General features: G+C 45.3%; 23 protein-coding genes. 12 read left to right on the top strand and 11 right to left on the bottom strand.

The window, feature by feature from the left end; all coding sequences use genetic code 11:
- Positions 1-176: 176 nt before the first annotated feature.
- Both QUB30_RS24195 and QUB30_RS24200 read right to left on the bottom strand, forming a co-directional pair.
- On the bottom strand, positions 177-935 hold the full coding sequence (locus tag QUB30_RS24195; protein ID WP_333338590.1) for a MinD/ParA family protein: 759 nt from the start codon (positions 933-935) through the stop codon (positions 177-179).
- Positions 936-1,006: 71 nt separating this feature from the next.
- On the bottom strand, positions 1,007-2,797 hold the full coding sequence (locus QUB30_RS24200; protein ID WP_333338593.1) for a CHASE2 domain-containing protein: 1,791 nt from the start codon (positions 2,795-2,797) through the stop codon (positions 1,007-1,009).
- A 338-nt stretch (positions 2,798-3,135) separates the two neighbouring features.
- On the opposite strand from QUB30_RS24200, the gene QUB30_RS24205 reads away from it, so the two are divergent.
- The 5 genes from QUB30_RS24205 to QUB30_RS24225 all read left to right on the top strand — a co-directional run bounded on the left by QUB30_RS24205 (position 3,136) and on the right by QUB30_RS24225 (position 7,775).
- Positions 3,136-3,873 (top strand): DUF928 domain-containing protein, encoded by a 738-nt coding sequence (locus QUB30_RS24205; RefSeq protein WP_333338595.1) that lies wholly within the window; start codon positions 3,136-3,138, stop codon positions 3,871-3,873.
- A gap of 139 nt (positions 3,874-4,012) precedes the next feature.
- Positions 4,013-4,747 carry a DUF928 domain-containing protein gene (locus QUB30_RS24210; protein ID WP_333338596.1) on the top strand — a complete coding sequence of 245 codons (735 nt, stop codon included), beginning with the start codon at positions 4,013-4,015 and terminating at the stop codon, positions 4,745-4,747.
- A 251-nt stretch (positions 4,748-4,998) separates the two neighbouring features.
- Positions 4,999-5,793 (top strand): HAD family hydrolase, encoded by a 795-nt coding sequence (locus tag QUB30_RS24215; protein WP_333338599.1) that lies wholly within the window; start codon positions 4,999-5,001, stop codon positions 5,791-5,793.
- 410 nt (positions 5,794-6,203) lie between these two features.
- The gene (locus QUB30_RS24220) at positions 6,204-7,421 is read left to right on the top strand and encodes a DNA double-strand break repair nuclease NurA (RefSeq protein ID WP_333338603.1); all 1,218 of its coding nucleotides are present in this window, start codon (positions 6,204-6,206) and stop codon (positions 7,419-7,421) included.
- Positions 7,422-7,556: 135 nt separating this feature from the next.
- The gene (locus QUB30_RS24225; protein ID WP_332979465.1) at positions 7,557-7,775 is read left to right on the top strand and encodes a hypothetical protein; all 219 of its coding nucleotides are present in this window, start codon (positions 7,557-7,559) and stop codon (positions 7,773-7,775) included.
- 122 nt (positions 7,776-7,897) lie between these two features.
- Here QUB30_RS24225 and QUB30_RS24230 read toward each other — a convergent pair whose 3' ends face one another.
- Complete coding sequence (locus QUB30_RS24230; protein ID WP_333338607.1) at positions 7,898-9,946, bottom strand: ABC transporter ATP-binding protein; 2,049 nt, start codon at positions 9,944-9,946, stop codon at positions 7,898-7,900.
- A 133-nt stretch (positions 9,947-10,079) separates the two neighbouring features.
- Here QUB30_RS24230 and QUB30_RS24235 point away from each other — a divergent pair, with 133 nt between their 5' ends.
- Both QUB30_RS24235 and QUB30_RS24240 read left to right on the top strand, forming a co-directional pair.
- Positions 10,080-10,577, top strand: coding sequence for a GNAT family N-acetyltransferase (locus tag QUB30_RS24235; RefSeq protein ID WP_333338610.1), 498 nt, complete (start codon positions 10,080-10,082; stop codon positions 10,575-10,577).
- Positions 10,578-10,732: 155 nt separating this feature from the next.
- Positions 10,733-11,257 (top strand): GNAT family N-acetyltransferase, encoded by a 525-nt coding sequence (locus tag QUB30_RS24240; RefSeq protein WP_333338700.1) that lies wholly within the window; start codon positions 10,733-10,735, stop codon positions 11,255-11,257.
- A 234-nt stretch (positions 11,258-11,491) separates the two neighbouring features.
- On the opposite strand, the gene QUB30_RS24245 is transcribed toward QUB30_RS24240, so the two are convergent.
- Positions 11,492-12,826 carry a tetratricopeptide repeat protein gene (locus tag QUB30_RS24245; RefSeq protein WP_333338613.1) on the bottom strand — a complete coding sequence of 445 codons (1,335 nt, stop codon included), beginning with the start codon at positions 12,824-12,826 and terminating at the stop codon, positions 11,492-11,494.
- Positions 12,827-12,847: 21 nt separating this feature from the next.
- On the opposite strand from QUB30_RS24245, the gene QUB30_RS24250 reads away from it, so the two are divergent.
- The 4 genes from QUB30_RS24250 (at position 12,848) to hisC (ending at position 17,040) form a co-directional block, all read left to right on the top strand.
- Positions 12,848-14,128, top strand: coding sequence for an esterase-like activity of phytase family protein (locus QUB30_RS24250; RefSeq protein ID WP_333338616.1), 1,281 nt, complete (start codon positions 12,848-12,850; stop codon positions 14,126-14,128).
- A 172-nt stretch (positions 14,129-14,300) separates the two neighbouring features.
- On the top strand, positions 14,301-15,155 hold the full coding sequence (locus tag QUB30_RS24255; RefSeq protein ID WP_333338619.1) for an alpha/beta hydrolase: 855 nt from the start codon (positions 14,301-14,303) through the stop codon (positions 15,153-15,155).
- On the top strand, positions 15,152-15,865 hold the full coding sequence (locus tag QUB30_RS24260; RefSeq protein ID WP_333338623.1) for a glycerophosphodiester phosphodiesterase family protein: 714 nt from the start codon (positions 15,152-15,154) through the stop codon (positions 15,863-15,865). Before QUB30_RS24255 ends, QUB30_RS24260 begins: the two co-directional genes overlap by 4 nt.
- A gap of 128 nt (positions 15,866-15,993) precedes the next feature.
- Complete coding sequence (gene hisC / locus QUB30_RS24265) at positions 15,994-17,040, top strand: histidinol-phosphate transaminase (protein ID WP_333338626.1); 1,047 nt, start codon at positions 15,994-15,996, stop codon at positions 17,038-17,040.
- An 89-nt stretch (positions 17,041-17,129) separates the two neighbouring features.
- On the opposite strand, the gene QUB30_RS24270 is transcribed toward hisC, so the two are convergent.
- From QUB30_RS24270 to QUB30_RS24300, 7 genes are all read right to left on the bottom strand, one after another.
- Positions 17,130-17,597 (bottom strand): type II toxin-antitoxin system VapC family toxin, encoded by a 468-nt coding sequence (locus tag QUB30_RS24270; protein WP_333338628.1) that lies wholly within the window; start codon positions 17,595-17,597, stop codon positions 17,130-17,132.
- Complete coding sequence (locus tag QUB30_RS24275; RefSeq protein ID WP_333338631.1) at positions 17,591-17,896, bottom strand: antitoxin family protein; 306 nt, start codon at positions 17,894-17,896, stop codon at positions 17,591-17,593. Before QUB30_RS24275 ends, QUB30_RS24270 begins: the two co-directional genes overlap by 7 nt.
- Positions 17,897-17,942: 46 nt before the next feature.
- Entirely contained in the window at positions 17,943-18,743 is an 801-nt protein-coding gene (locus QUB30_RS24280; protein WP_333338634.1) for a class I SAM-dependent methyltransferase, read from the bottom strand.
- Between the two features lie 141 nt (positions 18,744-18,884).
- A complete protein-coding gene (locus QUB30_RS24285) occupies positions 18,885-20,525 on the bottom strand; it encodes a 2-isopropylmalate synthase (protein ID WP_333338637.1) in 1,641 nt (546 codons plus the stop codon).
- Between the two features lie 322 nt (positions 20,526-20,847).
- Positions 20,848-21,369, bottom strand: a complete 522-nt coding sequence (locus QUB30_RS24290) for a LabA-like NYN domain-containing protein (protein ID WP_006633075.1) — start codon at positions 21,367-21,369, stop codon at positions 20,848-20,850.
- A gap of 340 nt (positions 21,370-21,709) precedes the next feature.
- Positions 21,710-22,360, bottom strand: a complete 651-nt coding sequence (locus QUB30_RS24295) for a response regulator transcription factor (RefSeq protein WP_333338640.1) — start codon at positions 22,358-22,360, stop codon at positions 21,710-21,712.
- Between the two features lie 649 nt (positions 22,361-23,009).
- The gene (locus QUB30_RS24300) at positions 23,010-23,435 is read right to left on the bottom strand and encodes a ferredoxin (RefSeq protein WP_333338643.1); all 426 of its coding nucleotides are present in this window, start codon (positions 23,433-23,435) and stop codon (positions 23,010-23,012) included.
- 257 nt (positions 23,436-23,692) lie between these two features.
- On the opposite strand from QUB30_RS24300, the gene groES reads away from it, so the two are divergent.
- A complete protein-coding gene (gene groES / locus QUB30_RS24305; RefSeq protein ID WP_006633072.1) occupies positions 23,693-24,004 on the top strand; it encodes a co-chaperone GroES in 312 nt (103 codons plus the stop codon).
- The last annotated feature ends 9 nt before the right edge of the window (positions 24,005-24,013 follow it).

Raw genomic sequence — 24,013 nt, forward strand, 5'->3', positions numbered from 1 at the left:
AAATTCTCATAATCTATTTGTATCTCATTTTGTCGCCATTCTCGTGACTCTTTAACCAAATATTGTCGCCTTTGAAAGTTATTCCGTCGGCAGCGGGATACGCAGGAGGACATCGCTCCGCAGGAATTGAGATCCAAACTCACTCCTGAGCGGGCGATCGGCATTCGCTGCACCAATTATCCCACAATCTGTTTCGCAATCCCTTCCACAACCTTAGTTAGAGGGTCGTTAGGGAAGTGCAGCGCAAACACCCCCTTGCTGGCCAGCAGCATCATCTTGTCGCTGTGGGGCAGCACCCCTGCCACTGGGATGTTGTAAATACTCTCTACCTGCTGCTTCAAATCGTCGAAATCCAGGGATTCTGGGGCTTTGTTGATCGTCATCAAAATCTTGGGAACTTCTAATTTTCTGGCCACATCTACCGTGACAGCCGTTCCCTGAAAATCTTGCTGATCCGGACGCAAAATCAGCAGCAGGATGTCGGAAATGGTGATGCTGAGGAGGGTTTCTTCGTTGAGCCCCGGGTGCGTGTCTATAAATAGGTAGTCTAAGTTCAGAACCTCGATCAGTTCTTGAAAGCCGTCGGTAAGCAGTCCCACGTCGTAGCCTTCCCGCAAAACTCGCGCTATCTCCCCTGCTTTAATGCTCGAAGGAATCAGGTAGAGGCTGCCGTTACTGGCTAATTTTGGCAGCAGCGAACTCACATTGTAGGCCGTATCCGCGATCGGACACCGGCCCCACAGGTAATCGTTCAGGCAGCGATCCATGTTGCTCTCGCTGAAACCGAACAGCACGTGAATCCCGGGCGATTGAATGTCTGTGTCCACAATGGCGACCCGATTTCCGCCGCGAGCGATAATAGATGCCAGGTTTGCTGTCGTGTTCGATTTGCCAGTTCCGCCCCGGTAAGAGTGGACAGAGATGATTTTGGACATGATCTGCGTATGAGGGTAAGAAACTGCGAGAACCCATTATGATGCAATTCTCGATGCAGTCGAGTTCTCTGTCATTGTTCCTTGCCCCCCAAATCCTCCTTGTCTGTTAAACTATCAATTTTTTCATCTTTTATCATCTTTTCTGCACCCCTGCGCTGCCGCATCTGTTTGGCTTTGGCTTGCAAATCGCTGAACTCGTCATCAGGTTTAGTTTCGGCTGAACTAGCACCACAACCAGTACCGTTCGGGACACCCGTTTGAGAGCCGCTTTCCGATTCAGTCACGGCGGGGCGCTGCTTCTGCTGTTTGGCTTTTTCCTGCAACTGAGCTAGGTATTCCTCTGTTTGACTTTCGACCTTGGGAAGCTCTGGGGTACTTGCAATTATTTCTTGGGGTTCGGAAGGTGTTTTTTCAGAGGTTTGTTGTTTGCTAATCCTCAGTTTATCTTTCTTTTGCTGCAATTCTTTAAAGAAATCAGATTCTGTGATTTCTGCGACTTGCTGTTCTTTTTTGGCTTGGTCTATTTCGATTTTAAAGACTTGTTTTACTCGATCGCTAATTGCTTTCCCGTATCCGGATTTATTAAATCTCTCTGCTGATACAATACTACCGCCAGTTACAATTAACGCTAAGGCTGGGGCCGCCACAGGCACCCACCCTCCCAACAGAAAAATCCCAAAGCTAATTGCGCAACACCCGGACAACATTGCTGCAAATGTCACCGCCAACTGCGCTGGGTGAGCCATCCGCGATGCCAAGGTTCCTCCCACAATTGACCATGCCGAAATCCACAAGATTTCTGCCCATTCCGGCCAAAACCAAAACATCGGTCTGTTGTCTAAAACGGTACTCAGAATTTGGCTGACTACTTGTGCGTGTGCCACGATCCCCGGCATGAATTGGTTTTTTTGCTGTCGCCCACTGTAAGGAGTATAAAATAAATCTTTAACGGTTTCTGTGGTATAACCGATGAGAACTATTTTATCTTTAACTAAATTCGGGTCAACTTTCCCTTCTAAAACATCCGTAATTCTGACTTGGTTTGCGACTTGCCGCCTGGAACGATAGTTAATTAATATTTGATATCCTCTGGCATCGGCATTTCTGTATCCTCCGTCATTGCTTTCTAGTTGTTTTAATTGGGTTTTTCCCAGCCATAAAGATTGATCGGGTGCCAGTTTCGGAGATATTTTTTGTCCTTGCAGGTAGCGGAGTGCTAGCTGGAGGTTGAATGAAAATAAAACTTGAGAACTGTCATTGCAAAGATGTTTTTGGGCAGAGGAATTGCCTTCAATTCTCGGCGGTTTCATAAATAATAAAGCCCTGCGGAGTATGCCGCCCGGATCGACTCCGAAATCAGCAAATCCTACCCGGTTTGTTGGCATTCCTGGGGGAGGCGGAGAACCGGGATTGTCCGGGCTTCCGTCGGTGACTAAACATACTCCAATAATTCGATCGCTTTTTTGTAAAACTTTAGTTAATTCCTGGCGGCCGTCTCCTAAAGGTACGTCTCGCAGTACATCTAAACCGATGACTGCTGGCTGCATTTTTTCCAGTTTTTGTAAGATTTCAGCTATTTTGCGATCGGATATCGGCCACTGATTCAGTTTCTGAATGTCTGCTTCAGTAATCCCCACCACTAGCAAGCGCGAGTCTGGCTTTTCGTCGGAACGCCACCTCAGCATTTGATCGTAAGCGCTTAATTCTACTGGTTCGAGTATTCCTAGCTGTCTGGCCCCCATCAAGGACAATGTTACTGCCGCGCTGGCAATTAATACAGACCTAGCAAATGCTAGTGATGGTTTATACATTTGACTCAATTGAGCCGTTGCCGATCGAATTTTGTTAGATATTTTACTCATTATCCCAGCATAAAAGTTTGATTTGTTTCTGGAACAGCAGTTGTTTCGCCTTTGCCGCCTGCCGGAGACTCCATCCATCTTAGAACACCGGGAAATTCCGACCGCTTTGTAACAAAATTTTACAGTTTGCCGCGCTCAACTGTATGCAATGATACTCGCGACCTAGGTGGCCCGATTTTGCGGACGGAGAATCCACTTGCCGATCGAATTAATTAATGTTATTGATGATATGTCAAGGTTCAAATTGTGTATCTGCGCCCTCGACTAGCAGATCAAAAAGATTTGTCGCCATCAGCGAATGCCTGTGTTTGCAATATTATAGTGAAAGGTACAACAAAATGAAACGTTTTTTACATCGGGCTAAACTTGCGGTCGCCTTATCTGCGATCGCAGCTACCGTCACCAGTTCACTTGCACCGATGCGGGTACAATCCCAGGCGCTTCTGCTGAGTCAAAATGTTAATTTCAAGCCTCCCGACGTAACAGCCCCCGGCAGCCGACAAGGAGGGACACATCGCGGCAGCAAGCTGTGTCCGGCGGGTTTATCTATTACTCCTTTAGTGCCTCCAACTAATATCGGTTTAACCCTAACAGAGTCTCCCACAATTTTTGTCTATGTTCCTCAAACTTCAGCAGAAATAGAGTTTACTTTGCTCAACGACAACGAGGACAAAGTGGTCTACGAAAAAACATTTAAACTTGACAAATCCGGGATTGTTGGAGTTAGCATTCCTGCTACGGACAACAACAAATCTCTTGAAGTTGGTAAGCGATACGTGTGGTCGTTTTCGATGGTTTGCGACCCCGAAGACCGATCGGCAGATTTAGTTGTTAAAGGGTTCGTGCAGCGAATTGAACCGCAGGCAACTCTCAAGAGTGATTTGGCAAATCCCGACCCGATGACTAGGCTCAACGTTTACGCTAAAAATGGGATTTGGTACGAAACTCTCGCTACTTTAGCCCAAATGCGACGCCAGACACCGGGGGATGCGATGCTGACAGCCAAGTGGACGCAATTATTGCAGTCCCAAGGACTGGAATCAGTTGCAACTCAACCGCTGGTTGGCCCTCTTTAAATCTCGCTATTTCTTGAAGTTGTGTCGGTCTTCCGATTGCGATGTAAAAATTGACAAATTTACCAGATCGCCCCCGGGGTTTAAACTCCGGGTTAACAGTAGAAATGCGAGCTATAATATCTCACAAATTGGTGAAAAAATGAAACGTTTTCTACATTTTACTGCACTGGCGATGGCTGTATTGGCGATCGCCGTTACTCTCCCCAGTTTGCTTTCACCGATGCAGGCTGTACCTGCACCAATTCTGCTGAGTCAGAATGTTAATTTCAAACCCCCAGATGTCACCGCCCCCGACAACCGGCAAGGGGGGACGCATCGAGGCTGTCAGTTGCGCCAAGGTTTATCAATTACTCCCTTAATACCTGAAAGCAATATTGGTTTAACGCTAACAGAGTCGCCAACATTTTTTGTATATGTTTCTCAACCGGCGGCTCAAGTAGAGTTTGTTTTGCTAAACGAAGATGAATCCGAAGTAGTCTACGAAACTACTATCAAAAATGACAAAGCCGGAATTGTTGGAGTTAGCATTTCTGAGAAAGGCAAGACAAAAAATATTGAGGTTGGTAAGCGATATGTGTGGTCGTTTGCACTAGCTTGCGATCCTCTAGAGCGTTCCGGAGATTATATCGTTAAAGGATGGATGCAGCGAATTGAACCCCAGGCAACTCTCAAAAGCGATTTGGCAAATCCCGACCCTATGGCTAAGGTGATTGCTTATGCTGAAAATGGGATTTGGTACGAAACGATTGCTACTCTTGCCCAAATGCGCAGCCTCGCACCCGATGATTCGCGGCTGAGGGCAGAGTGGACGAAATTGTTGGAGTCTCAAGGACTAGAATCGATTGCTACTCAACCCCTAGTTCAGTCTTTTTAATAAGGACTCTTGACCAATCAATGCTGAGTGTTTGCACAGTCAATTCTTCAATTCTTCAATTCTTCAATGCAGTGACCGAAAGCAGCCAGGGTACAAGCCCAGTATTTATCCTCGCACAACCCAAACATAGTATCCGATAACAATTCCCCGGATTAATCCGTGAGGTAGCTTTCTTCAATTCTTCAATTCTCCAATTCTCCAATTCTTCAATTCTTCAATTCTTCAATCTAAAATCTAAAATCGATTGACTGATGACTAATAAATTTCCGACAATTCTAGCTCTTGATTTTGACGGTGTGATTTGTGACGGACTAATCGAATATTTCCAAACCGCTTGGCGTACCTACTGTCAAATCTGGAAACCAGTCGAAACCGTGCCAGATGCAGATTTAGCTTTGAGTTTTTACCGAGTGCGGCCGGCCATCGAAACCGGTTGGGAAATGCCGCTGCTGATCCGCGCACTGCTGACAGGTATTACGGAAGAGCAAATTTTGCTGGAGTGGCCGAATATAGTACCGCATTTATTGACCGAAAATAATTTGAAAGCGCAGTCTGTCGGCGCTATGTTAGACGGATTGCGCGATAATTGGATTGCTGAGGATTTAGCTGGGTGGCTGTCTTTGCACCGCTTTTATCCAGGCGTAGCCGATCGCTTGCACTCCTTGCAGGAGAGTTCGGTGAAAGTGGCGATCGTCACTACGAAGGAAGGTCGTTTTGTGCGGGAACTTTTGCAGCTAGCGGGCGTACAAATGCCGTCAGAGTTGATTTTTGGTAAGGAATACAACAAGCCGAAACACCAAATTTTGCGGGAATTTTTGGCAGCGTCTGGGAAAGACTCGACTATTTGGTTTGTCGAAGATCGGTTAAAAACTTTGCTGTCGGTGAAGCAGCAGCCGGATTTATCTCAGGTGAGGTTATTTTTGGCTGATTGGGGTTACAATACTTTGCCAGAACGGGAATCTGTGGCTCACAATCCACCAGTTCAATTGCTTTCTCTGTCGCAGTTTGCCGGAGATTTTGCCGATTGGCGGCAGATCGACTATTGATGTTAGATTTGTTTACAGGTGGGATTTTTTTTCGCTTTTTAGAGTCAAAAAAAATCACAAAATTTTACATCTTTTTTGTTGACTTTTGCGGCGTAGACATGGTATTTTAATATAATGGGATGGTGGCAAAAATAATATTTTTGCCACCATCCCATTATAAGATAAATATAACAGAAACTCCTCAAAAAAGCAAGGCTATCGACCAAAAAAATGTTTTTTTTCATAGACTATTGCAGGTAATCTTGACCTCAAAAACCAGGTTGTTTTACTATTTATGGGGGCGCGCACGAAGTGTTTTAGTCGATCAAACCGCCTGTATGACAAAAAACCAAGCTTCGGAACCAAAAAATTGAAAAGTGTTTTGATAATTTCTCAGCTTGAAAGTTTCCTAATATTGAGACTTAAAACCCATGCTCGATTTAACTAAAGCAGCCAAGGCAATGCAGGGAATGAGCCAACATTTGAATGTGGAAGCTCACGCGGCTCGGCAGCGTTTGGAAGTGGCTCAGAATTTGCTGGTCAAGGCGGCAGGGGAACAGGAAAAATTGGTGGAATTGCAAGAGAATTGGCGCGATCGCACTTTATTCAATGCTGCCACGCCGATCGAGCCATTGTCCGATCGCACATACATCACTGCACCCCCCGCCGCTCACACAGTCTTTGCCACAGACGGATCGCAAATTTCCCCCAACCATCACGAAATAGCCTACTGCTACCTGCTAAACGTCGGCACAGTCATGCTGCACTACGGACAAAGCCGCCACCCAGTTTTAGACAGCGTGCCCGAGGTTTTCTACAAACCCGAAGATTTGTACGGTTCGCGGCAGTGGGGAATTAGAACCGAAGAATGGATGGGATATCGGCGAGCAGTTTCCGAAGCAATTGCCTTAGCAGAAATGGGCTGCAATTGGGCAAAAGTTAACGACAATAAATTGCCCGCACCAGCTTTAGCTATGGTAGACGGTTCCCTGATTTATTGGTTTTTGGAACAGTTACCCACAGATGCGCGCGATCGAATTTTGCTGCCAATTTTAGAAGCTTGGGACAAGTTGCGTTTAGCAGGAATTCCGCTGTTAGGATACTTAAGCGCTTCTCGCAGCAGCGAAAGTTTATCTTTTTTGCGGTTTGAAGCTTGCACCCACGAAGTACCAGACTGCATGACAAATTGCCCGAACGTCGGATTTGCCGCCACAATTTCTTTCGCGGAAAAAGCACCTTGTCAAGAATTTGAACCTTTGCGAGATGCCATATTGTGGGCAACAATCCTCTCACCGGGACAAAGAAGCCCTTTGTGGAAATCTCAAGCTCGAATTTTAGATTTGTACGGTCTTAATTCCGTCTATTTCTGTTACGTTCACGTTGGCACAGAAATTGCTAGAATAGAAGTGCCGGAATGGGTAGCACAAGATACAGCACAGCTAGATTTAGCATTAGGAATGATGCTGGCTCAAGTACACAAAGGCGGCGGCTATCCGGTGACGCTAGCAGAAGCTCATAATCAAGCGGTAGTCACGGGGGGCGATCGAAGTCGCTTTTTCGCTTTGTTAGAGCAGCAAATGATTAAAGCCGGCTTAAAAAATGTCGGAATTTCTTATAAGGAAACACGGAAGCGCGGCAGTATTGCTTGAACTTACAATCAAAGGACTTGTGCTCTTAAACCCGGTTTCTGACAAAGCTATTTGGTTTGATGATTAGATATATACGAAGAAACCGGGGTTTCTAGTTTCATGTCCGCAGTCCTGAATTAAAGTTAAAACTGTTATATGCCAATAGAATTAATTATCTTAATTGCTTCATTACTTGTGTCTTGGCTGGTGTTTAATTGGGCTTTTAAAGTGTTGAAAGCCAGCATCGGGACAGCGATTTCTTTAGCAGCAATTGTGCTGGCCATGCAGTTATTGTTTGGCATCGGGCCAAACCAGCTTTTCCAACATATAATTCACCTGCCGGAAACCCTGGGGAAAATGATTTCGGGCAAGTGATACGATTTTAGATTTTAGATTTTAGATTTTAGATTCTTTTAGATACCCGACTTCTTGAAAAAGTCGGGTATCTGGGTATTCCGAGAATTTTCCCTCTTCCTTCTTCCCTCTTCCTTCAGATATTAACTTCCCAGCATTTGCAGCTTGTACAAACTGGCATACAAACCTTCTAGCTGCAACAATTCTTCGTGGCTGCCAGACTCTACTAAGTGCCCGCGTTTGAGCACTAAAATACGATCGACATTTCGGATAGTCGAGAGTCTGTGGGCAATAATTATCGCCGTTCTGTCCGCCATCAAACGCTCTAGAGCTTCTTGAATTAAAGCTTCTGTCCCCACATCCAAACTAGCAGTTGCCTCGTCTAGAACTAAAATACTGGGATTGCGAATGGCGGCGCGAGCAAATGCTAATAATTGCTTTTGTCCCCCCGAAAGATTCGTCCCCCGTTCCCGCAATTGCGTATCGTAACCTTGAGGCAACTGTTCGATTAAACGGGCAACATTTGTCTTTTCTGCTGCTGCTTGAATTTCCTCAATCGAGTAACTTTCTCCCAGGCTGATATTGCTCTTCACGTCACCAGCAAAGAGAAAGCCATCTTGGATAATCACGCCTATGTGCCTGCGTAACTCTGCTTGAGGCAAATCCCGAATATCCACATGATTAACCAGAATCCGCCCTTTACTAGGTTCGTAAAGGCGGCACAGGAGACGGATAATCGAACTTTTGCCCGCACCAGTGGGGCCAACTAATGCTACTTTTTCGCCGGATTTGATGGTGAAATTGAGGTTTTGCAGGACATATTCGTCTTCTTTGTAAGCAAACCACACGTTGTCAAATTGGATTTCTCCCGATTCAGAATTCTGCGATTTGGCATTTTCTCCCCCCCGAAGCTTGGGGGTGTTGAGGGGTAATTGGGGATTGTTAGGCAATAAACGATATTCTGAACTTGCTGGATTTTGATGGTTATCTGCCAATTCTCGATCGAACGGAGACAAGTTGTAAGCCGTTGCCTCTGGATGTCCAGTTATCAACAACGGTGAATAACCTGCCCTTCTTCCTTCTTCCCTCTTCCCTCTTCCTTCTTCCTTCTTCCCTCTTCCTTCTTCCTTCTTCCCGCTAGTTGGATCTTTAATTTCGATCGGTTCGTTGAGAATATCGCTAATCCGTTCGACGGCGGTAAATCCTGCTTGAATAGCGGTGAATTTCTCAGCAAATTGCCGCAGCGGATCGAAGAGACGCTGAGCAAATAAAATGAATGCCGAGAGAGTACCGAAGTTGAGATTACCCGCTAAAACCCTTTGACCACCCATCCACAAAACGGCTGCGATGGCCACTAAAGCAATCCATTCTAAAGTCGCAGATACGGCGGAGTCGTAAAAGATAGTTGTGTCAACGGCTTTAATGTACTGTTTATTGGTGACGCGAAACAATTCTGAGTTGAATCTTTCGCGGCGGAATAGCTGCACTACGCCAATACCAGTCAAGTTTTCTTGCAGTTGTGAGTTAAGGTCTGAAAGTTCTTCTCTGGTAGTGTAATTGGCTATGCGATATTGGTACTGGAAATAAATTATGACTGCGGTAATTGGTATCATCATCAGCACCAACATTAAAGCTAGTTGCCACTGCATGGTAAACATAAAAATGGCAATTACTAAAATAGAAAACAAATCGCTGACAATGCCGATCGCCCCTGAAGAGAAAACCTCTCCCAAAGCTTCGACATCGCTGGTGAGGCGAGTCATCAGTCTGCCTACAGGAGTGCGGTCGAAAAATCTCACTGCTAGCGATGTGACGTGGGCGAACAAATCATTTCTAATATCTGTAGTAATTATTTGCCCTACTTTGGTGACTAAATAGCCTTGAACTGATTGCAGTGCTAATCTAACTGTTATAGTTAGCATGAGCAAAACTGCCAGAATATTCAATGCAGCAGATAAAGGCAATCCCCGCAAGAATTCGTAGGTAGGTTCCGAGCGAATTACCGAAATTGCCTGTCCGATGAGAATCGGTTGAACTGCTCCTGAGACTGCTAGCGGTACTAATAGTGCGATCGAAATAATGAGCAAGCGTTTGCTGCGGGTTGCGTAAGATGCCAACCTCAGAAATAACCGCCAGTCTGTTTCCTGGCCGGATTTGTTTTTGGTGTCTGCTACTGGTGAGGAAATTGTCATCGAGCGCTAAAATGGTAGAATACATCTCAGTCATAATTGTAACAAATAACTAGACAAAGCTCAAAAAACCGAAGTTTTAGATCCCCGACTTCTTAAAGAAGTGGAGGAGCTAAATAGAGGTTATAATGTCATCATGCAAAAGATAGAGACAGCTAAATTGTATCTGAGACAATTTACCCGTGACGACTTAGACGATCTGTACCGCATCTACAGCGATTCAGAAGTGATGAAATATCTGACCGAAGGCGTCAGAAATAGAGAAGAAACAGCAGCAGATTTATTTGGGATAATCGCAGATTGGGAACAACATGGTTTCGGTTTATGGGCTGTTGTCAATAAACAAAATAACCAATTGCTCGGGGACGGGGGGCTTCGATTTTTAGGCAAAACACCTGAAGTAGAAGTTGGTTACGTGTTAGCAAAAGCGTATTGGGGGAAAGGTTTAGCAACAGAAGTTGCAGCGGCCAGCCTCAAGTACGGATTTGAAGTATTGAAACTAGAAAAAATTGTCGCAGTTGCAGATACCGAAAACATCGCCTCGCGGCGGGTAATGGAAAAAGTAGGGATGAAATACCAGCATAACTTTGACGATTGCGGTCGCGAGCGAGTATATTATTCAATCTCGCGATAAATGTACCAGTAAAAAATATTTTCGTAGGGTGCGCACTGCGCACCTTGCTGATATTAAATCTCGCGATAAACCTGTCCATAAAAATTACTTGTGCGTGGTGCGCATTGCGCACATTACTTACTTGTACCCATTGATTTAGAGGTGATCTTGTGACTATGCAAGAGATAGAGACAGCCCGATTGTATCTGAGACAATTTACGCCAGACGACTTAGACGATCTGTACCGCATCTACAGCGATCCGGAAATAATGAAATACCTGGCAGGAGTTAGAACTAGAGAAGCAACAGAAATCGCCATTCATACCATGCTCAAACATTGGGAAGAAAACAACTTCGGAATGTGGGCGGTAGTAAATAAAATAGACCGTAAAATGATTGGTCGCTGCGGACTATGTTTTCTGGACAAGACACCGGAAGTTGAGCTAGGCTATACCCTCGACAAAGTTTATTGGAATCAAGGATTGGCGACTGAAGCATCTTTTGCTAGTCTAAATTATGGATTTGAAATATTAAAGTTAGAGAGAATAGTTGCGATCGCCCGACCCGAAAATATCGCCTCCCAGCGGGTGATACAGAAAGTTGGCATGAAATATGAAAAAAATGCTCGTTATTACGAAACTGATGTACTATATTACTCTATCTCGCGAGAAACCTACGAGTCATTCGATTTTAGATTTTAGATTTTGGATTTTGGATTGACCCCACGGATAAATTCGGGGGCTTGAGGATTTTAGATTTTAGACTTCGGCGTGAGCGCTAGAGGAGAACGATTTTGGATTGATTCTACCGATAAATCACGTGGCGGGTACCATCAATAAATTCTCGATCAAAAGTAGTTTTGTAGGGTGTGCAATGCACACCTTACTGCATTTAAATTACTCACATTGCAAATTGTCATTATTGCCTGCTGACAACTACGAAGTTCTTTGCAATTGCTTGTTAACTTTTTGAATTTTCTTAGCAAAATACTCTTGTCTGTGTCCCAATTTTTTAGCCACGTCCAACCCTTTTTGATAGGATTCCAAAGCTTTATCGTAAGCCTTCATCTCTTGATAAACTTGACCGATATTGTCATAAGTGTTCATCAATCCGTAGAAATTGTCAGCCCGCTCTTCTAACAGCAACTGCATTTGATAAATCCGCAAAGTCTGTTCCCACTGCTTTTGCGCTCGATAAAGTAACGCTAATTTATCCAAAGCTTCGCTAGCTTGGGCATACTGTTGAATGGGGACGGCTAAATTGTAGGCTTCCTGATAGTATTGAGCGGCTAAATTGATTTGACCTATGGTTTGGTAATCGCTGGCGATCGCAATTTTGAGCGGTGGTATAGCGCTGGGATTTTGCAGGTTGACATACACTGATGCTAGTTTTTCCCTGGCTGCGATCGCCTTTAGGGGTTGTTTCGACTGCTGGTAAACGTAGGCCAACTGTCTCAGGGTATCTACCTCCGTTGGAGGAGTTACAGGCTGCGGCGGCGCGCCGTTTCCCGCAACTACAGCAGAATTTTGCACAGCAGAATTAGCAGCAAATAAAGCACGGTTTTCCTGAATTAAAGTTGCCAATTCCTCATAGACGGGAGCAGCTTTATCGTAACTCAACCAATTGACGTGAATTAGCGCGATCGCTTTCAAAATCTGACCTTCAGCCAATATATCTTGGTTTTGGCGCGCATTTTCGAGAATTTCTTGGTAAACTTCTACAGTCGGGCCTTTAGCGCGCACCTGCTGAAAAGCCGCAGCGAAGACGGGGAGCAACTCAGTATTAAGTGGTACTTGGGATTTGACTTCTTTTTGAATTGCTTGTAACCGTTTAGTAATAAGCTGTAGTTCGAGGTTTTTACCGTTACTCCAAGCAACACTTCCCACCCGACTCAAAGCAGCAATTTCCGCCGCCGGCCCGAGATACCTACGCAGCCGCAATTCTCGGAACCAAATTTCAAAAGCACCAGCGCCGTCTCCAGCTTCCAGTTTAGCCGCTGCTTCTAAGTTTAACTGCTCCAAAGCCGCTGTCAGTTCGTCCCGCTGAGTGCTGCTCAAAGATTCGTTAGCGGGAGCTAGGGGATCGGGTGTGGTAATTTCTAGAGGATTAGGAGAAAATTGATCGAGGGCTGGTGGATTAGTTTGGGCGCTAGCAATAGAACCAGCACACAGCCACAGGAAAAGCAAGCACCCAATTGGTACAGAACTTCTCATTCTCAAAATTTGGTTGCCGCGATTCGGCATTCCTTCTCGAAACATCAAGTTTTGCATATCTACAAAACGGTATAAATTATGTCACAAAGATGGCACAAAAGCAAACTGTTCAACAAGAGCAATAAAATAAATGTCACCGCACTGAGCAATTATTGGGATTTAAAGACGCTGGGCGATCCTCTTCGAGGGCTTCGCCAACGAATTTTACGCTTATTCAGTCTAGCCCTAATTCTCTTAACTGTTTGCACAGCTTGCGCCCCCCCTCCCGCAGTTGCAAAAGACCGCTCTTTTCCAGAAATGTCCCTAGAATTTTTGGGCGAGTACCTATTGCCAAAAATGAATTTTGAAGGAGTACCAATCGGCGGTTTGTCAGGAATTACCTACGACCCCAAAGGTATTAGCGCAGTCACTTCCAAAGCTTATCGCTTTTACGCTCTTTCCGACGACCCCAGCGAAAACGGAGAAGCGAGATTTTACAGTCTCCGACTCGACCTCACATCAAGCGATCCAGCAAATATTCGCCTGAAAAAAGTTACCGTTGAAGGCGTTACATCCCTCAAAAAAGCAGACGGTGAAACCTTCTCTTGGGGTTCCATCAATCCCGAAGGCATCGCCCTTTCTCCCCGCCATTCAGTATTTGTCGCCAGCGAAGGCGTTACTCATGTTGGCATCCCTCCTTTTCTCGGTGAATTTGACCTCCAAACAGGTCAAATGCGGGGAAAATTGCCGATACCAAAGCGCTATATTCCCGATGCCAGCGATGAAAAACAGCAGCAAGGAGTGGTGGACAATTTAGGTTTTGAATCTTTAACCATCGACCCAGAAACCTTTAGTCCGGGCGGTCTAGATCCGTTTCGTTTGTTTGCAGCTACGGAAGCGCCGTTAATGCAAGATTTAGACCCGGAACAGGAAAATAAACTCCGTCTTTTACATTATGTCATCGTCGATAAAACGCCGCAATTAGTATCGGAAAATCTTTACAAGTTAGACCAAGTTCCCATGACTGTTTTGAACGGTTTAACAGAATTAGTAACTGTCGGTGGCGGTCAGATTCTGAGTTTAGAACGTTCTTTTGGGCTGTCGGGATACGGCGCTAGGATTTATCAAGTAGCGGTTGGGGCGGCTACAGATACTTCGAGAATCCAGAGTTTTAAAGGGCGAGTGGCAGTCGAACCTGTTAAGAAAAAGTTGCTGCTAGACTTAAGCCAACTCGGAATTCCGCTGTACAATTTAGAGGGGATGACCCTCGGCCCGCGCTTGCCAGATGGCAGCCAGAGTCTAGTTTTGGTCAGCGATGACAATTTTGATGAAGCGCAGAAAACTCAGTTTATTTTGTTGAGTTTGAAGGGCAAAGGTTAGGAAATAAGGGCGGGCTAGAAGCCCACCCCACAAGAAGATTTATTCTTTGTGAAACAGGGATATTGCCTGTTTATGAAAACAGTAGAAGAAAATTCACTCTTTGTGGAACAGGCATCTTGCCTGTTCATAAAAAACTTAAATCACATTTCTCCAACTATAAACCCCCCCTATTATGCCAATGCGTAACACTTTGCACCTGCCAGGAATGGAACTTTCATACCTAGAATGGAAGCCAGAAACAGGTAAAAAAAAAGTTCCGCGTTTGCTGCTGCTGCACGGTTTAGCAGATAGTGCGTGTGTCTGGAGTAGCTTGGGCAATTATTTCTCCAACCGCTATCATATTGTAGCGCCAGATATGCGCGGTCACGGAGAGAGTAGCAAACCGAAAACAGGCTATACTTTTGAAAGTGCGATCGCAGATTTAGAAGCTTTGATGGCACATCTCAACTGGCCTGACGCCCACATTTTAGGACATTCTTGGACGGGAAAACTAGCAGCGATTTGGGCGAGGCAAAATCCGGCTCGCTTTTGCAGTATGATTTTAGTAGACCCCATCTTCATCACTAAAATGCCCGCCGCGATGAAACTCACTCTGCCAATTGTTTACCGAAAATTAGACTGTCTCAAATGTGTGGGCCCGTTTGCGACTTTATCCCAAGCAGAAGCAGCAGCAAAACAATCGGGAGAATACGCAGATTGGAGTGACTTGCAGCAAATGGTATTCCAATACCAAATCGAACAAAAATCGGACGGAAAGTGGGGCAGTAAATTTACGATTGCAGCCAGAAATCAGATATTTGCAGAAGTGATGAAAGTTGCTGGTTTAACTGAAAATATTGATATCCAGACTTTGTTTGTACAGCCGGAAAAAGGCGTAAATCGCATGGCTTGGCAAATGCAGCCATACAAGAGATACTTGAAAAATCTTACTGTTGCAAAAGTACCGGGGAATCACTGGTCTTTTTTGACTCAACCCGAAACTTTTAATCAAACTGTGGCAGAGTTTTTAGAGGGTACAAAACAGTGAATTTAGAAATTATCGCACATCGGGGATTTTCGGCGATCGCCCCCGAGAATACTTTAGCAGCTTTTGAACTGGCGATCGCCCGTGGAGCTCATTCGATCGAATTTGACATCCAGCTATCCGCCGACAACGTACCAGTGATTTTTCACGACGCAACATTAGATAGAATCACTGGAGTTTCTGGCAAAGTTAGGGAAAACACTCTGTCTGAATTGCAGACACTTAATGCGGGAAAATGGTTTAGCGATGAATTTTCACAAGAAAAAATTCCTACTTTAAAAGCCGCATTAACCATACTCAAAAAGGTTGACAAATTTCTTTACTTTGATGTCAAACCTCACTGCGAGTGGTCTGACGCAGATGTCGCGGATTTTGTCAATACTTTGAAGGGCGAAGAAATCCAACACAAATGCGTTATTACCTCCTTTAACGCTGGATTTCTGGAACAAGTGCGACGGCTATCTGGCGATTTGGCGATCGGACACATTGTTGCTAATCTAGAAGCGTACAAAACTCAATTAGCTCAAGCTGTGGCGCATCAGGATAATTTGATTAGCAGCCAGTATCGCGTGTTGCTGGAAAACCCCGCACTAATTCAAGAAAGCCGGAGTCAGGGAGTTGACATTGTGGCCTGGACGGTGGACGATCGAGCAGAGATGCAAAAGTTAATGGATTTGGGTATAACGCGGATAGTCACTAATTGTTTGATATAATCTTTTTAACTTGATATCTTGCGCCATTATCAAGAACGGGCAAGATGCCCGTTCCACAAAACTCAATATATCTTGCGCCATTATCAAGAACGGGCAAGATGCCCGTTCCACAAAACTCAATTATATAGATGAATTACTTTCGCAAAAGCATCCACGAAATGTCTGGCTATGTGCCGGGGGAACAGCCACCGCTAGGCACAAAAATTATTAAACTAAATTCTAATGAAAATCCCTATCCGCCTTCTCCCAAAGCCTTAAAAGTGCTTCAGCAAATAGACGGAGAAATGCTGCGGCGCTATCCCGATCCTACTGGCAAAAGTTTCCGTATTGCTGCTAGTCAAGTTTTGGGAGTGGCTGATGATTGGATTGTTGTAGGTAACGGCAGCGACGATTTATTAAACTTGATAGTTCGCGCTGTGGGCGAATCTGGGAAACAGATTGTTTGTCCCGCGCCAACCTATGTATTGTACCGCACTTTGGCACAAATTCAAGATGCAGAATTTGTTGAAGTTCCTTATCCCGACGACTACAAGTTACCAGTCGATTTGCTAATAGCAGCCCGAGGGGCAGTGACCTTTGTAGCCTCGCCGAATAGTCCATCGGGAACAGCCATATCTGTTGCAGATTTGGAGAAACTGGCTAAAGAGTTATCGGGTATTCTTGTCATCGACGAAGCTTATGTAGATTTCGCCGATGACAATGCTTTGAACTTGACAAAAAACTACAGTAATGTTATAGTTTTGAGGACGCTTTCAAAAGGTTATTCCCTAGCAGGATTGAGGCTGGGTTTTGGCATAGCAAATCCGGCGCTGCTGGCAGAATTAAATAAAATCAAAGACAGCTATAATGTGGATGCTTTAGCCTATGCAGTGGGGGCGGCTGCGATCGCCGATCGAGACCACAAAACAGCCAACGCCGAAAAGATTAAGGCTTCGCGAGCAAAACTAGCCGTTAGCTTCCAGGAATTAGGCTTTGAAGTTTGGCCCTCGCAAACCAACTTTTTGTTAGTGCGGCCACCAAACGGCGATGCAGAAAGAATTTATCAAACACTGAAAGTACGGGGAATATTGATTCGATACTTCAATCAGCCGCGATTAGAAGACAAATTGCGGATTAGTGTAGGTACGGAGGAACAGAATCAAATATTACTTAAAATTTTGAAAGAAATTCTCTAAATAACGATCGCACTAAAATTAGTTTCTAGTGATGACTTTAGTCCTCTGATTGGTATGAAGACTTGCATTCCTCACTACCAACAGCTTGATTACGGATAATTATTAGGATTGTCGATCGCCAACCCTGCCGACTGAGCAATATCCAGCAATCTGTTGTCCGCCGAAACAAAAACCAGTTGAGTATCTGGCACGGAAACGAGAGTAGATTGAACGCGCAAAGCTGACGCTAATTGCACCGAATCATAAGCCCGCAGCGGGTTTTGCATCACCAGTGCGCCCGCTGTTTCTATCAAAGTGCGATCGACTTCAAGAACTTCATACTGGTTGTCAAAATCCGTGCGAAAATCTCCCAAAAGTTGGTCAACCTCATCGACAGATAGACTACCCTCTCGTTGACGGCGTGAAAAAGCGCTGCATACCTCCACCCAAGTAATCTGAGAAATCGCGAGAAAGTTACCTGCTGCAGGAACAGTAATGGATTGAATCCAATTACTTCCCAATTCAGGCACATACCGTTTAACCAAAGCGCTGGTGTCTAAGAAATAGGCATTTACCACGGGCCCCGATCCTCAATAACGATTTCAGAAAGAGGTTTCCCCACTCTTCCCTTAAGTTTTTCAAACAGTTCGCGCCGCTTTTGTTCTGCGGCTGCATCTAGCTTAAACTGTTTTGTTGGCAAACCCATCAATTTCCGTAAATCCATCAACTTAATCGCTTTTTCGCGATCACCCTTGAGTTCTTCCTGCGAAACTTCCGCTACAATAGTGATTTCCACAGTTTCCCCATCATTCAATGACAAAGGACTCAAGGGACGAAAAACCCCGTTTTCGTAGATAGCAGTAATAGTTTCTGGCATAATTAGCCTCTTAATTAAATGCTTTGACTTATTGTACTTCTTTTAATTACTTCGTTGCCACAACAGCCAAATTCCAAGCCAAGCGCTTCATCAAAGGCAACTTCTTCAAAAACCCATCCAACCCTTCCAATCGAGAGTATTCCGGTTTCAATCTCTCTTGTTCAATGATAATCTTTTTCCAATAACGCTCCTCATTTGGATGCACTTTTTCGATTAAATAAAAGCGCAAAAAAATCCACAGCGATGTCAGCCAAAACGTATCATAAGCCGTCTCGGAAAACAAAGACTTGACAAAATTTACAATATTAATATCCAAAGGACTTTCATCCTCCGTCCGCACCTCAGTCGCCATCCTGCGGTAAACATTAATCACCGGATTGTGCTTCATCGGGTCCCAAAAGCAAGCTTTACCTCCAGGCTTCAGCACGCGGTGCATTTCGCGAATTGCCTTTTCCGGTTCTGGCAAATGGTGCAGCAAATTAGAAGCGTAAACAATATCAAAACTATTGTCCGGGAAATCTATAGCCATTGCATTTACAGTGCAGCCCTCTATTTTGACGCCGTTTTTCTCAGCCAATTTCAGAGCAACTTCTACCATGCCCTGAGAATAGTCGGCTGCCACACAATTCGCACCTTTTTTCGCAAAATAAACGCTGTTTTCTCCCGCGCCGCAGCCTAAATCTAACAGGCGTTTGCCTGTAATATCGCCCATTTGCTCGACGATAAATCTATTTTCTGGGGCGGTACAAGCTTCAAAGTAATCATTGACTCGAATGCCGTCAATATCGATTGTGGATGCCCAAGCATCGTGGAATTGCCGCTCTTTTTTTAAAGTTTCTTCTTGCATTTTTTAGGGTTTGTTGTTGCTAAAAAAAATAATTTTTAACCGCAGATGAACGCGGATTAACGCAGATTTATTTAGATATATCTGCTGTTATGTGCGTTCGTCTGCGGTTTGTTTCAAGAAAAATGGCTGACAATAAATTTATCAGCGCTGTGCTTTGGCAACAACTTGATTTCCGATCTGAGTTGGCTGTTCCGAGGCTTTTTCAGGATTAGACTGCAATGCCTGATACAGGCGATTTAAAGCGCTGATGTATGCTTCTGCGGAGGCTACGATAATGTCGGTATTTGCCGAGTGGCCGGAAAATACTTTGCCTTCGTGGCGCAAGCGAATTGTTACTTCGCCGATCGCATCTATGCCCGCTGTCACCGACTGTACAGAAAACTCTATCAACTCGTTCGGTACGTTTACCACGCGGTTAATTGCCCTGTAAATCGCATCCACAGGCCCAGTGCCGATCGCAGCATCGGTCAATTCTTCGCCCGCCGGATTCCGCACAGTGACAGTTGCTGTCGGGCGAGATTTGTCACCGCAAGAAACCTGCACCAATTCTAACCGGAACAGTTCCGGTGCTTGGTGCACTTCGTTATTGGCGATCGCCTCTAAATCCCAATCAGTAATCTCTTTTTTCTTGTCCGCTAAATCTTTAAACTTGACAAAAGCCTTATTTAGCTCATCGTCTGCCATTTCAAAACCCAACTCTTTCAAGCGAGTGTGAAAAGCGTGGCGGCCGGATAATTTACCCAAGACGATTTGATTTTCCGTCAAGCCGATCGACTCAGCGTCCATAATCTCGTATGTCAGCTTATTTTTCAGCACCCCGTCTTGGTGAATTCCCGACTCGTGAGCGAAAGCATTTGCTCCCACAATCGCCTTATTTGGCTGCACCAACATCCCCGTTAAATTAGAAACCAAGCGCGAAGTTTTGTAAATTTGGCGCGAGTCAATATTTGTCAGCGGTTCCTCAGAATCCGCAGGCCGACCCAAGAACGGATTATAATATTGACGCCGCACGTAAAGCGCCATTACCAACTCTTCCAGAGCCGCATTTCCCGCCCGTTCGCCAATTCCGTTAATCGTGCATTCTAACTGTCTGGCACCATTTTTTACTGCTTCCAAAAAGTTAGCAACAGCCAATCCTAAGTCATTGTGACCGTGCACCGAAATAATTGCGCGATCGATATTCGGCACATTTTCCTTAATTCCCCGAATCAAAGCCCCAAACTCGCTCGGAGTCGTGTAGCCGACTGTATCGGGAATATTAACAGTAGTCGCACCCGCTGCGATCGCCCGTTCTAGAACCTGATACAAAAACTCCGGTTCCGATCGACAAGCATCTTCCGGCGAAAACTCCACATCATCCACAAAAGACTTAGCGTAAGCCACCATTTCCGGCACAATTTCCAGAACCTCAGCCCGCGTCTTTTTCAGCTTATACTCCAAGTGAATATCAGATGTAGCCAGAAACGTATGAATTCGCGCATTGGCGGCTGGTTTCAGAGCCTCTGCTGCTGTTTTAATATCTGGCTTTCTCGCCCGTGCTAAACCGCAAATTGTCGGGCCATCTTCCGTGCCAACCGATCGGGCTATTTTTTGGACTGCCTCAAAATCTCCCGTGCTGGTGAAAGGGAAACCCGCTTCAATCACATCTACGCCCAATCTTGCTAACTGGCGAGCGATCGTCAGTTTTTCATCCACATTCAGAGATGCACCCGGAGATTGCTCTCCGTCGCGCAAAGTCGTATCGAAAATAATAATCCGGTCTTGACTTGGTTGAGTTTTCATAGCTCTAAAAAAGTGTTTTCCTGATTTTTACTTGTCCGTTTTTCTGGATTTTTAGCCTCCAGTCAGTCGATTTGAGATTTGAGATTTTAGATTTGAGATTTACTCCACAGATCGATCTGGGAACTTGAACCTTAGTCTAAAATTTTGGGCTACTGGCGGCTCCTCTCGGAAAGCAAGTATGCGTTTTTGGGCGGGGGCACCAGTCCCGTGTTTCGCGCCAATAACGAATAATTAATAACCCATAACCCATAACTACTGACTAATGACTAATAACTACTAACTACTGACTACTGACTAATGACTAATAACTACTAACTACTGACTAATAATCCATCTTCTCGATATGTTCCCTAATTTCATTTAGGTCTATATACCTATCAGTAGCATTTCGTAACTCTCTAGCAATCATTCCTTCGGTTGATACCACAGTAATATGAGTATTTTTCGATCGCAGCAGCTCGATCGCCCGCTCAAAATCCCCATCCCCGCTAAAGAGCACTACTTGGTCGTATTGATCCACCGTATTAAACATATCAACCACAATCTCTATGTCTAAATTAGCCTTTTGAGAATATCTGCCCGAAGCATCGTCGTAATATTCCTTAAGAATTTTAGTGCGAACCGTGTAACCCAGACTTATCAAAGCATCTCGAAATCCCCTTTGATCTTGGGGGTCTTTCAGACCCGTATACCAGAAAGCATTGATCAAGATGACATTCGGCTGCGAAGTTTTGAAATATTCGAGCACCCTGCGAGGATCAAAAAACCAACCGTTCTTTTGTTGAGCGTAGAACATATTGTTCCCGTCCACAAAAATAGAAAGGCGGTTCATTAAGTTTGTCATAGAAACTTAGACCTAATAATTGTAGAAAGAAGTTAATCTAAATATCACATTTTAGCAACATGGAGCTAACTGAGGCAATAGATTAAACTTCAGAAAACTCCATCCCCCCAGTATTTCATATTTTCGGCTCTACCGCCAGAGGGCTCTTTTAACGCTGCTTGCATTCGATCGACAGTTACGATCGAACCCGACGCCCTGTAACTCTATAGCGGCTGAGGTTTCAAGGTTAATTGGGCTTCAAGCTACCGCCCTACCGCCCTACCGCCAAGCAGGTATGCCGAAGCGCATTGCAGTACCTTTTGCTCCCCTGATTTCATAGCAGAGAACCCCCGCGCCGCGATCAAGCCTTTTTGCTTTCAAGGGCCCAGCGAGCCAACTCTGTCCGGTTGTGCAAACCTGTTTTGCCCAGCATATTGCTGACGTGGCTTTCTATAGTCCGCTGGCTGACATTCATCACGTCTGCGATCTGGCGGTTTGCCATACCCTGCGCTAACAACTGAACCACCTTTAACTCAGTTGGAGTCAATTCGACATTGCGGCGTGCCTTAATTTTTGGGCCGCTCTCAATACCTTCATTTCGGTGGCGAATCAAGCGGGATGCGGCTTTCAGAGAAGATTCTACTTGAGCTACCAGTTCTTCGGGTTCAAAAGGCTTAACTATATAAACGTCAGCCCCCGTGCTCAAGCCTTTTACTCGGTCTGAACTTTGACCTTTAGCAGACAAGAAAAGAACCGGAATCCAGCTAGTACGAGGGTCTTCTCTGATGTGTTTGACTAAAGTGTACCCGTCCATTTCCGGCATCATCACATCGCAGATCATCAAGTCGGGAACTTCTTGTTCTAGTTTTTCCAGAGCGTCTCTGCCGTTTTCTGCTGTAATGACGTTGTAACCCCGAAACTCCAAGTAATCCTTGACGAGCAAGATCAAGTTGGGGTCGTCGTCAACCAGCATCAGCCGTTTTTGCTCTCCTGAATTATTGTCCTTTGTCATGTTTATTCCCGCTAAAGTACCCCGCACGCTTCCTTGTTTTCACTTCTGTTTTTTCCGTCAGTCCCCCGCCACCCGGCTGGGAGTGGAGGACGACGGTCGTGTGAAGGGATGGCGGTGAGGGAAAGCGGGGCGGGTATTACCGCTTCCCAACCTGTAATCGACGGCTGTTTGTGAGTGTCTTACGACCTGGAACGCAGCCAAAACCAGTAATGGACGATCGCCCTGTCAAGATCGGCCTTGATTGATTGGAGACTCCCTAACAGAGCCCAAGTTAAATATTTAATCTCGATCGCTTCAATTGCAGGTTGATGCCCCAGTTTTAAATGATACTTCTGATATAGAGAAATTTAAGCAGACTCCCTACTTACGTATTTAACTGTTTCTAGTTTAGTTTGGCAACCTGCTTAGTGTCTGCCACTGAGAAACTTTTGCACAAAATTTCACAGTTCCTCCGATCTATTTTTTTTACTGTACCTTTTGAGAAACACAAGGAGCACGGGAAGCCGCACCAGGAAGACAAGAACCTAACTACAGTTTTATTGAACTCTAGCAGGTGCGATCGCCCGGACGCCAAACTGTCTCAAATTCTCACCCTTAACCTTAAATTTAACACTTTACCTATAACCCTGTAGCTTAAACAGCGCTATACTTAAATGTTTGGCTTCGCCTCAGTCGGCACAGGCAAAGGATGAGTCAAGAAAGCGTATTCTCGAACGACCTTTGAGTTTAGGAGATGTTCCTGAATAATTCTCTCAATGACAGGGGGAGTAACGTCGCGATACCACACTCCGTCTGGATAGACTACCATAATCGGGCCAGACGCGCACACTCGCAGGCAATTGGCTTTGGTGCGAAAAATGCAGGTTGGTCGATCGGCACTTGGCTTGTCCAACCCCAATTCTTGCAAGCGTTTTTTTAAGTAATTCCACGCCTCCAGACTGGTTTGCCGATCGCAGCACTTGGGCACGGTTTGGTCGGCACAGATAAAAATATGCCGCTCTATTTGAGCGATTCCCAGGCTTTGGACGCAAGCGCTCAAGCCTTGGCTACAAGATTCCTCGTTATTTTCTGTCATTGTCTTCATCAATCAAAAGTAATTGGTTAGCGATCGAAAGTCATCACCACAGCCCCCACTCCCCCCTCTCCTTGCCTCCTACTCATGCTCGGTTCGGGAACCCGTACTGACAACTAAGTTGCGATCGCCCCTGACTAAAGCTAAATTAGCACTCAGGAGTCGAGAGTGCTAATATGTCAGTTGTAAGCAGTCGGCTGTTGCTTTCATAGCGACCCTGACCCCTGACTGACTAGGATCTGTAATCTGGAGATTTATTTATGGCAGCAGTATCACTGAGTGTTTCTACCGTTAAACCATTAGGCGAGCGCGTGTTCGTGAAAGTAAGCGCTAGCGAAGAAAAAACCGCCGGCGGCATCCTTTTACCCGACACAGCTAAGGAAAAGCCCCAAGTAGGCGAAGTCGCGGCCGTGGGCCCCGGCAAGCGCAACGACGACGGCAGTCGCACTGAAATGGAAGTCAAAGTCGGCGACAAAGTTCTCTACTCGAAGTACGCCGGCACCGACATCAAACTCGGCACCGACGAATACGTCTTGCTTGCAGAAAAAGACATTCTGGCGATCGTTAACTAATTAATCATT

The organism is Microcoleus sp. BROC3 (genome assembly GCF_036702515.1).
In the GTDB taxonomy this organism is placed as follows: Bacteria; Cyanobacteriota; Cyanobacteriia; order Cyanobacteriales; family Microcoleaceae; genus Microcoleus.

Coding starts and splice junctions, on each gene's coding strand:
- QUB30_RS24245 (WP_333338613.1), bottom strand. CDS start 12,826: ATGCAAAACTTGATGTTTCGAGAAGGAATGCCGAATCGCGGCAACCAA.
- groES (WP_006633072.1), top strand. CDS start 23,693: ATGGCAGCAGTATCACTGAGTGTTTCTACCGTTAAACCATTAGGCGAG.
- QUB30_RS24210 (WP_333338596.1), top strand. CDS start 4,013: ATGAAACGTTTTCTACATTTTACTGCACTGGCGATGGCTGTATTGGCG.
- QUB30_RS24300 (WP_333338643.1), bottom strand. CDS start 23,435: ATGACAGAAAATAACGAGGAATCTTGTAGCCAAGGCTTGAGCGCTTGC.
- QUB30_RS24295 (WP_333338640.1), bottom strand. CDS start 22,360: ATGACAAAGGACAATAATTCAGGAGAGCAAAAACGGCTGATGCTGGTT.
- hisC (WP_333338626.1), top strand. CDS start 15,994: ATGAATTACTTTCGCAAAAGCATCCACGAAATGTCTGGCTATGTGCCG.
- QUB30_RS24215 (WP_333338599.1), top strand. CDS start 4,999: ATGACTAATAAATTTCCGACAATTCTAGCTCTTGATTTTGACGGTGTG.
- QUB30_RS24275 (WP_333338631.1), bottom strand. CDS start 17,896: ATGCCAGAAACTATTACTGCTATCTACGAAAACGGGGTTTTTCGTCCC.
- QUB30_RS24280 (WP_333338634.1), bottom strand. CDS start 18,743: ATGCAAGAAGAAACTTTAAAAAAAGAGCGGCAATTCCACGATGCTTGG.
- QUB30_RS24255 (WP_333338619.1), top strand. CDS start 14,301: ATGCCAATGCGTAACACTTTGCACCTGCCAGGAATGGAACTTTCATAC.
- QUB30_RS24230 (WP_333338607.1), bottom strand. CDS start 9,946: ATGACAATTTCCTCACCAGTAGCAGACACCAAAAACAAATCCGGCCAG.
- QUB30_RS24195 (WP_333338590.1), bottom strand. CDS start 935: ATGTCCAAAATCATCTCTGTCCACTCTTACCGGGGCGGAACTGGCAAA.
- QUB30_RS24205 (WP_333338595.1), top strand. CDS start 3,136: ATGAAACGTTTTTTACATCGGGCTAAACTTGCGGTCGCCTTATCTGCG.
- QUB30_RS24285 (WP_333338637.1), bottom strand. CDS start 20,525: ATGAAAACTCAACCAAGTCAAGACCGGATTATTATTTTCGATACGACT.
- QUB30_RS24220 (WP_333338603.1), top strand. CDS start 6,204: ATGCTCGATTTAACTAAAGCAGCCAAGGCAATGCAGGGAATGAGCCAA.
- QUB30_RS24240 (WP_333338700.1), top strand. CDS start 10,733: ATGCAAGAGATAGAGACAGCCCGATTGTATCTGAGACAATTTACGCCA.
- QUB30_RS24225 (WP_332979465.1), top strand. CDS start 7,557: ATGCCAATAGAATTAATTATCTTAATTGCTTCATTACTTGTGTCTTGG.
- QUB30_RS24200 (WP_333338593.1), bottom strand. CDS start 2,797: ATGAGTAAAATATCTAACAAAATTCGATCGGCAACGGCTCAATTGAGT.
- QUB30_RS24235 (WP_333338610.1), top strand. CDS start 10,080: ATGCAAAAGATAGAGACAGCTAAATTGTATCTGAGACAATTTACCCGT.
- QUB30_RS24250 (WP_333338616.1), top strand. CDS start 12,848: ATGTCACAAAGATGGCACAAAAGCAAACTGTTCAACAAGAGCAATAAA.
- QUB30_RS24290 (WP_006633075.1), bottom strand. CDS start 21,369: ATGACAAACTTAATGAACCGCCTTTCTATTTTTGTGGACGGGAACAAT.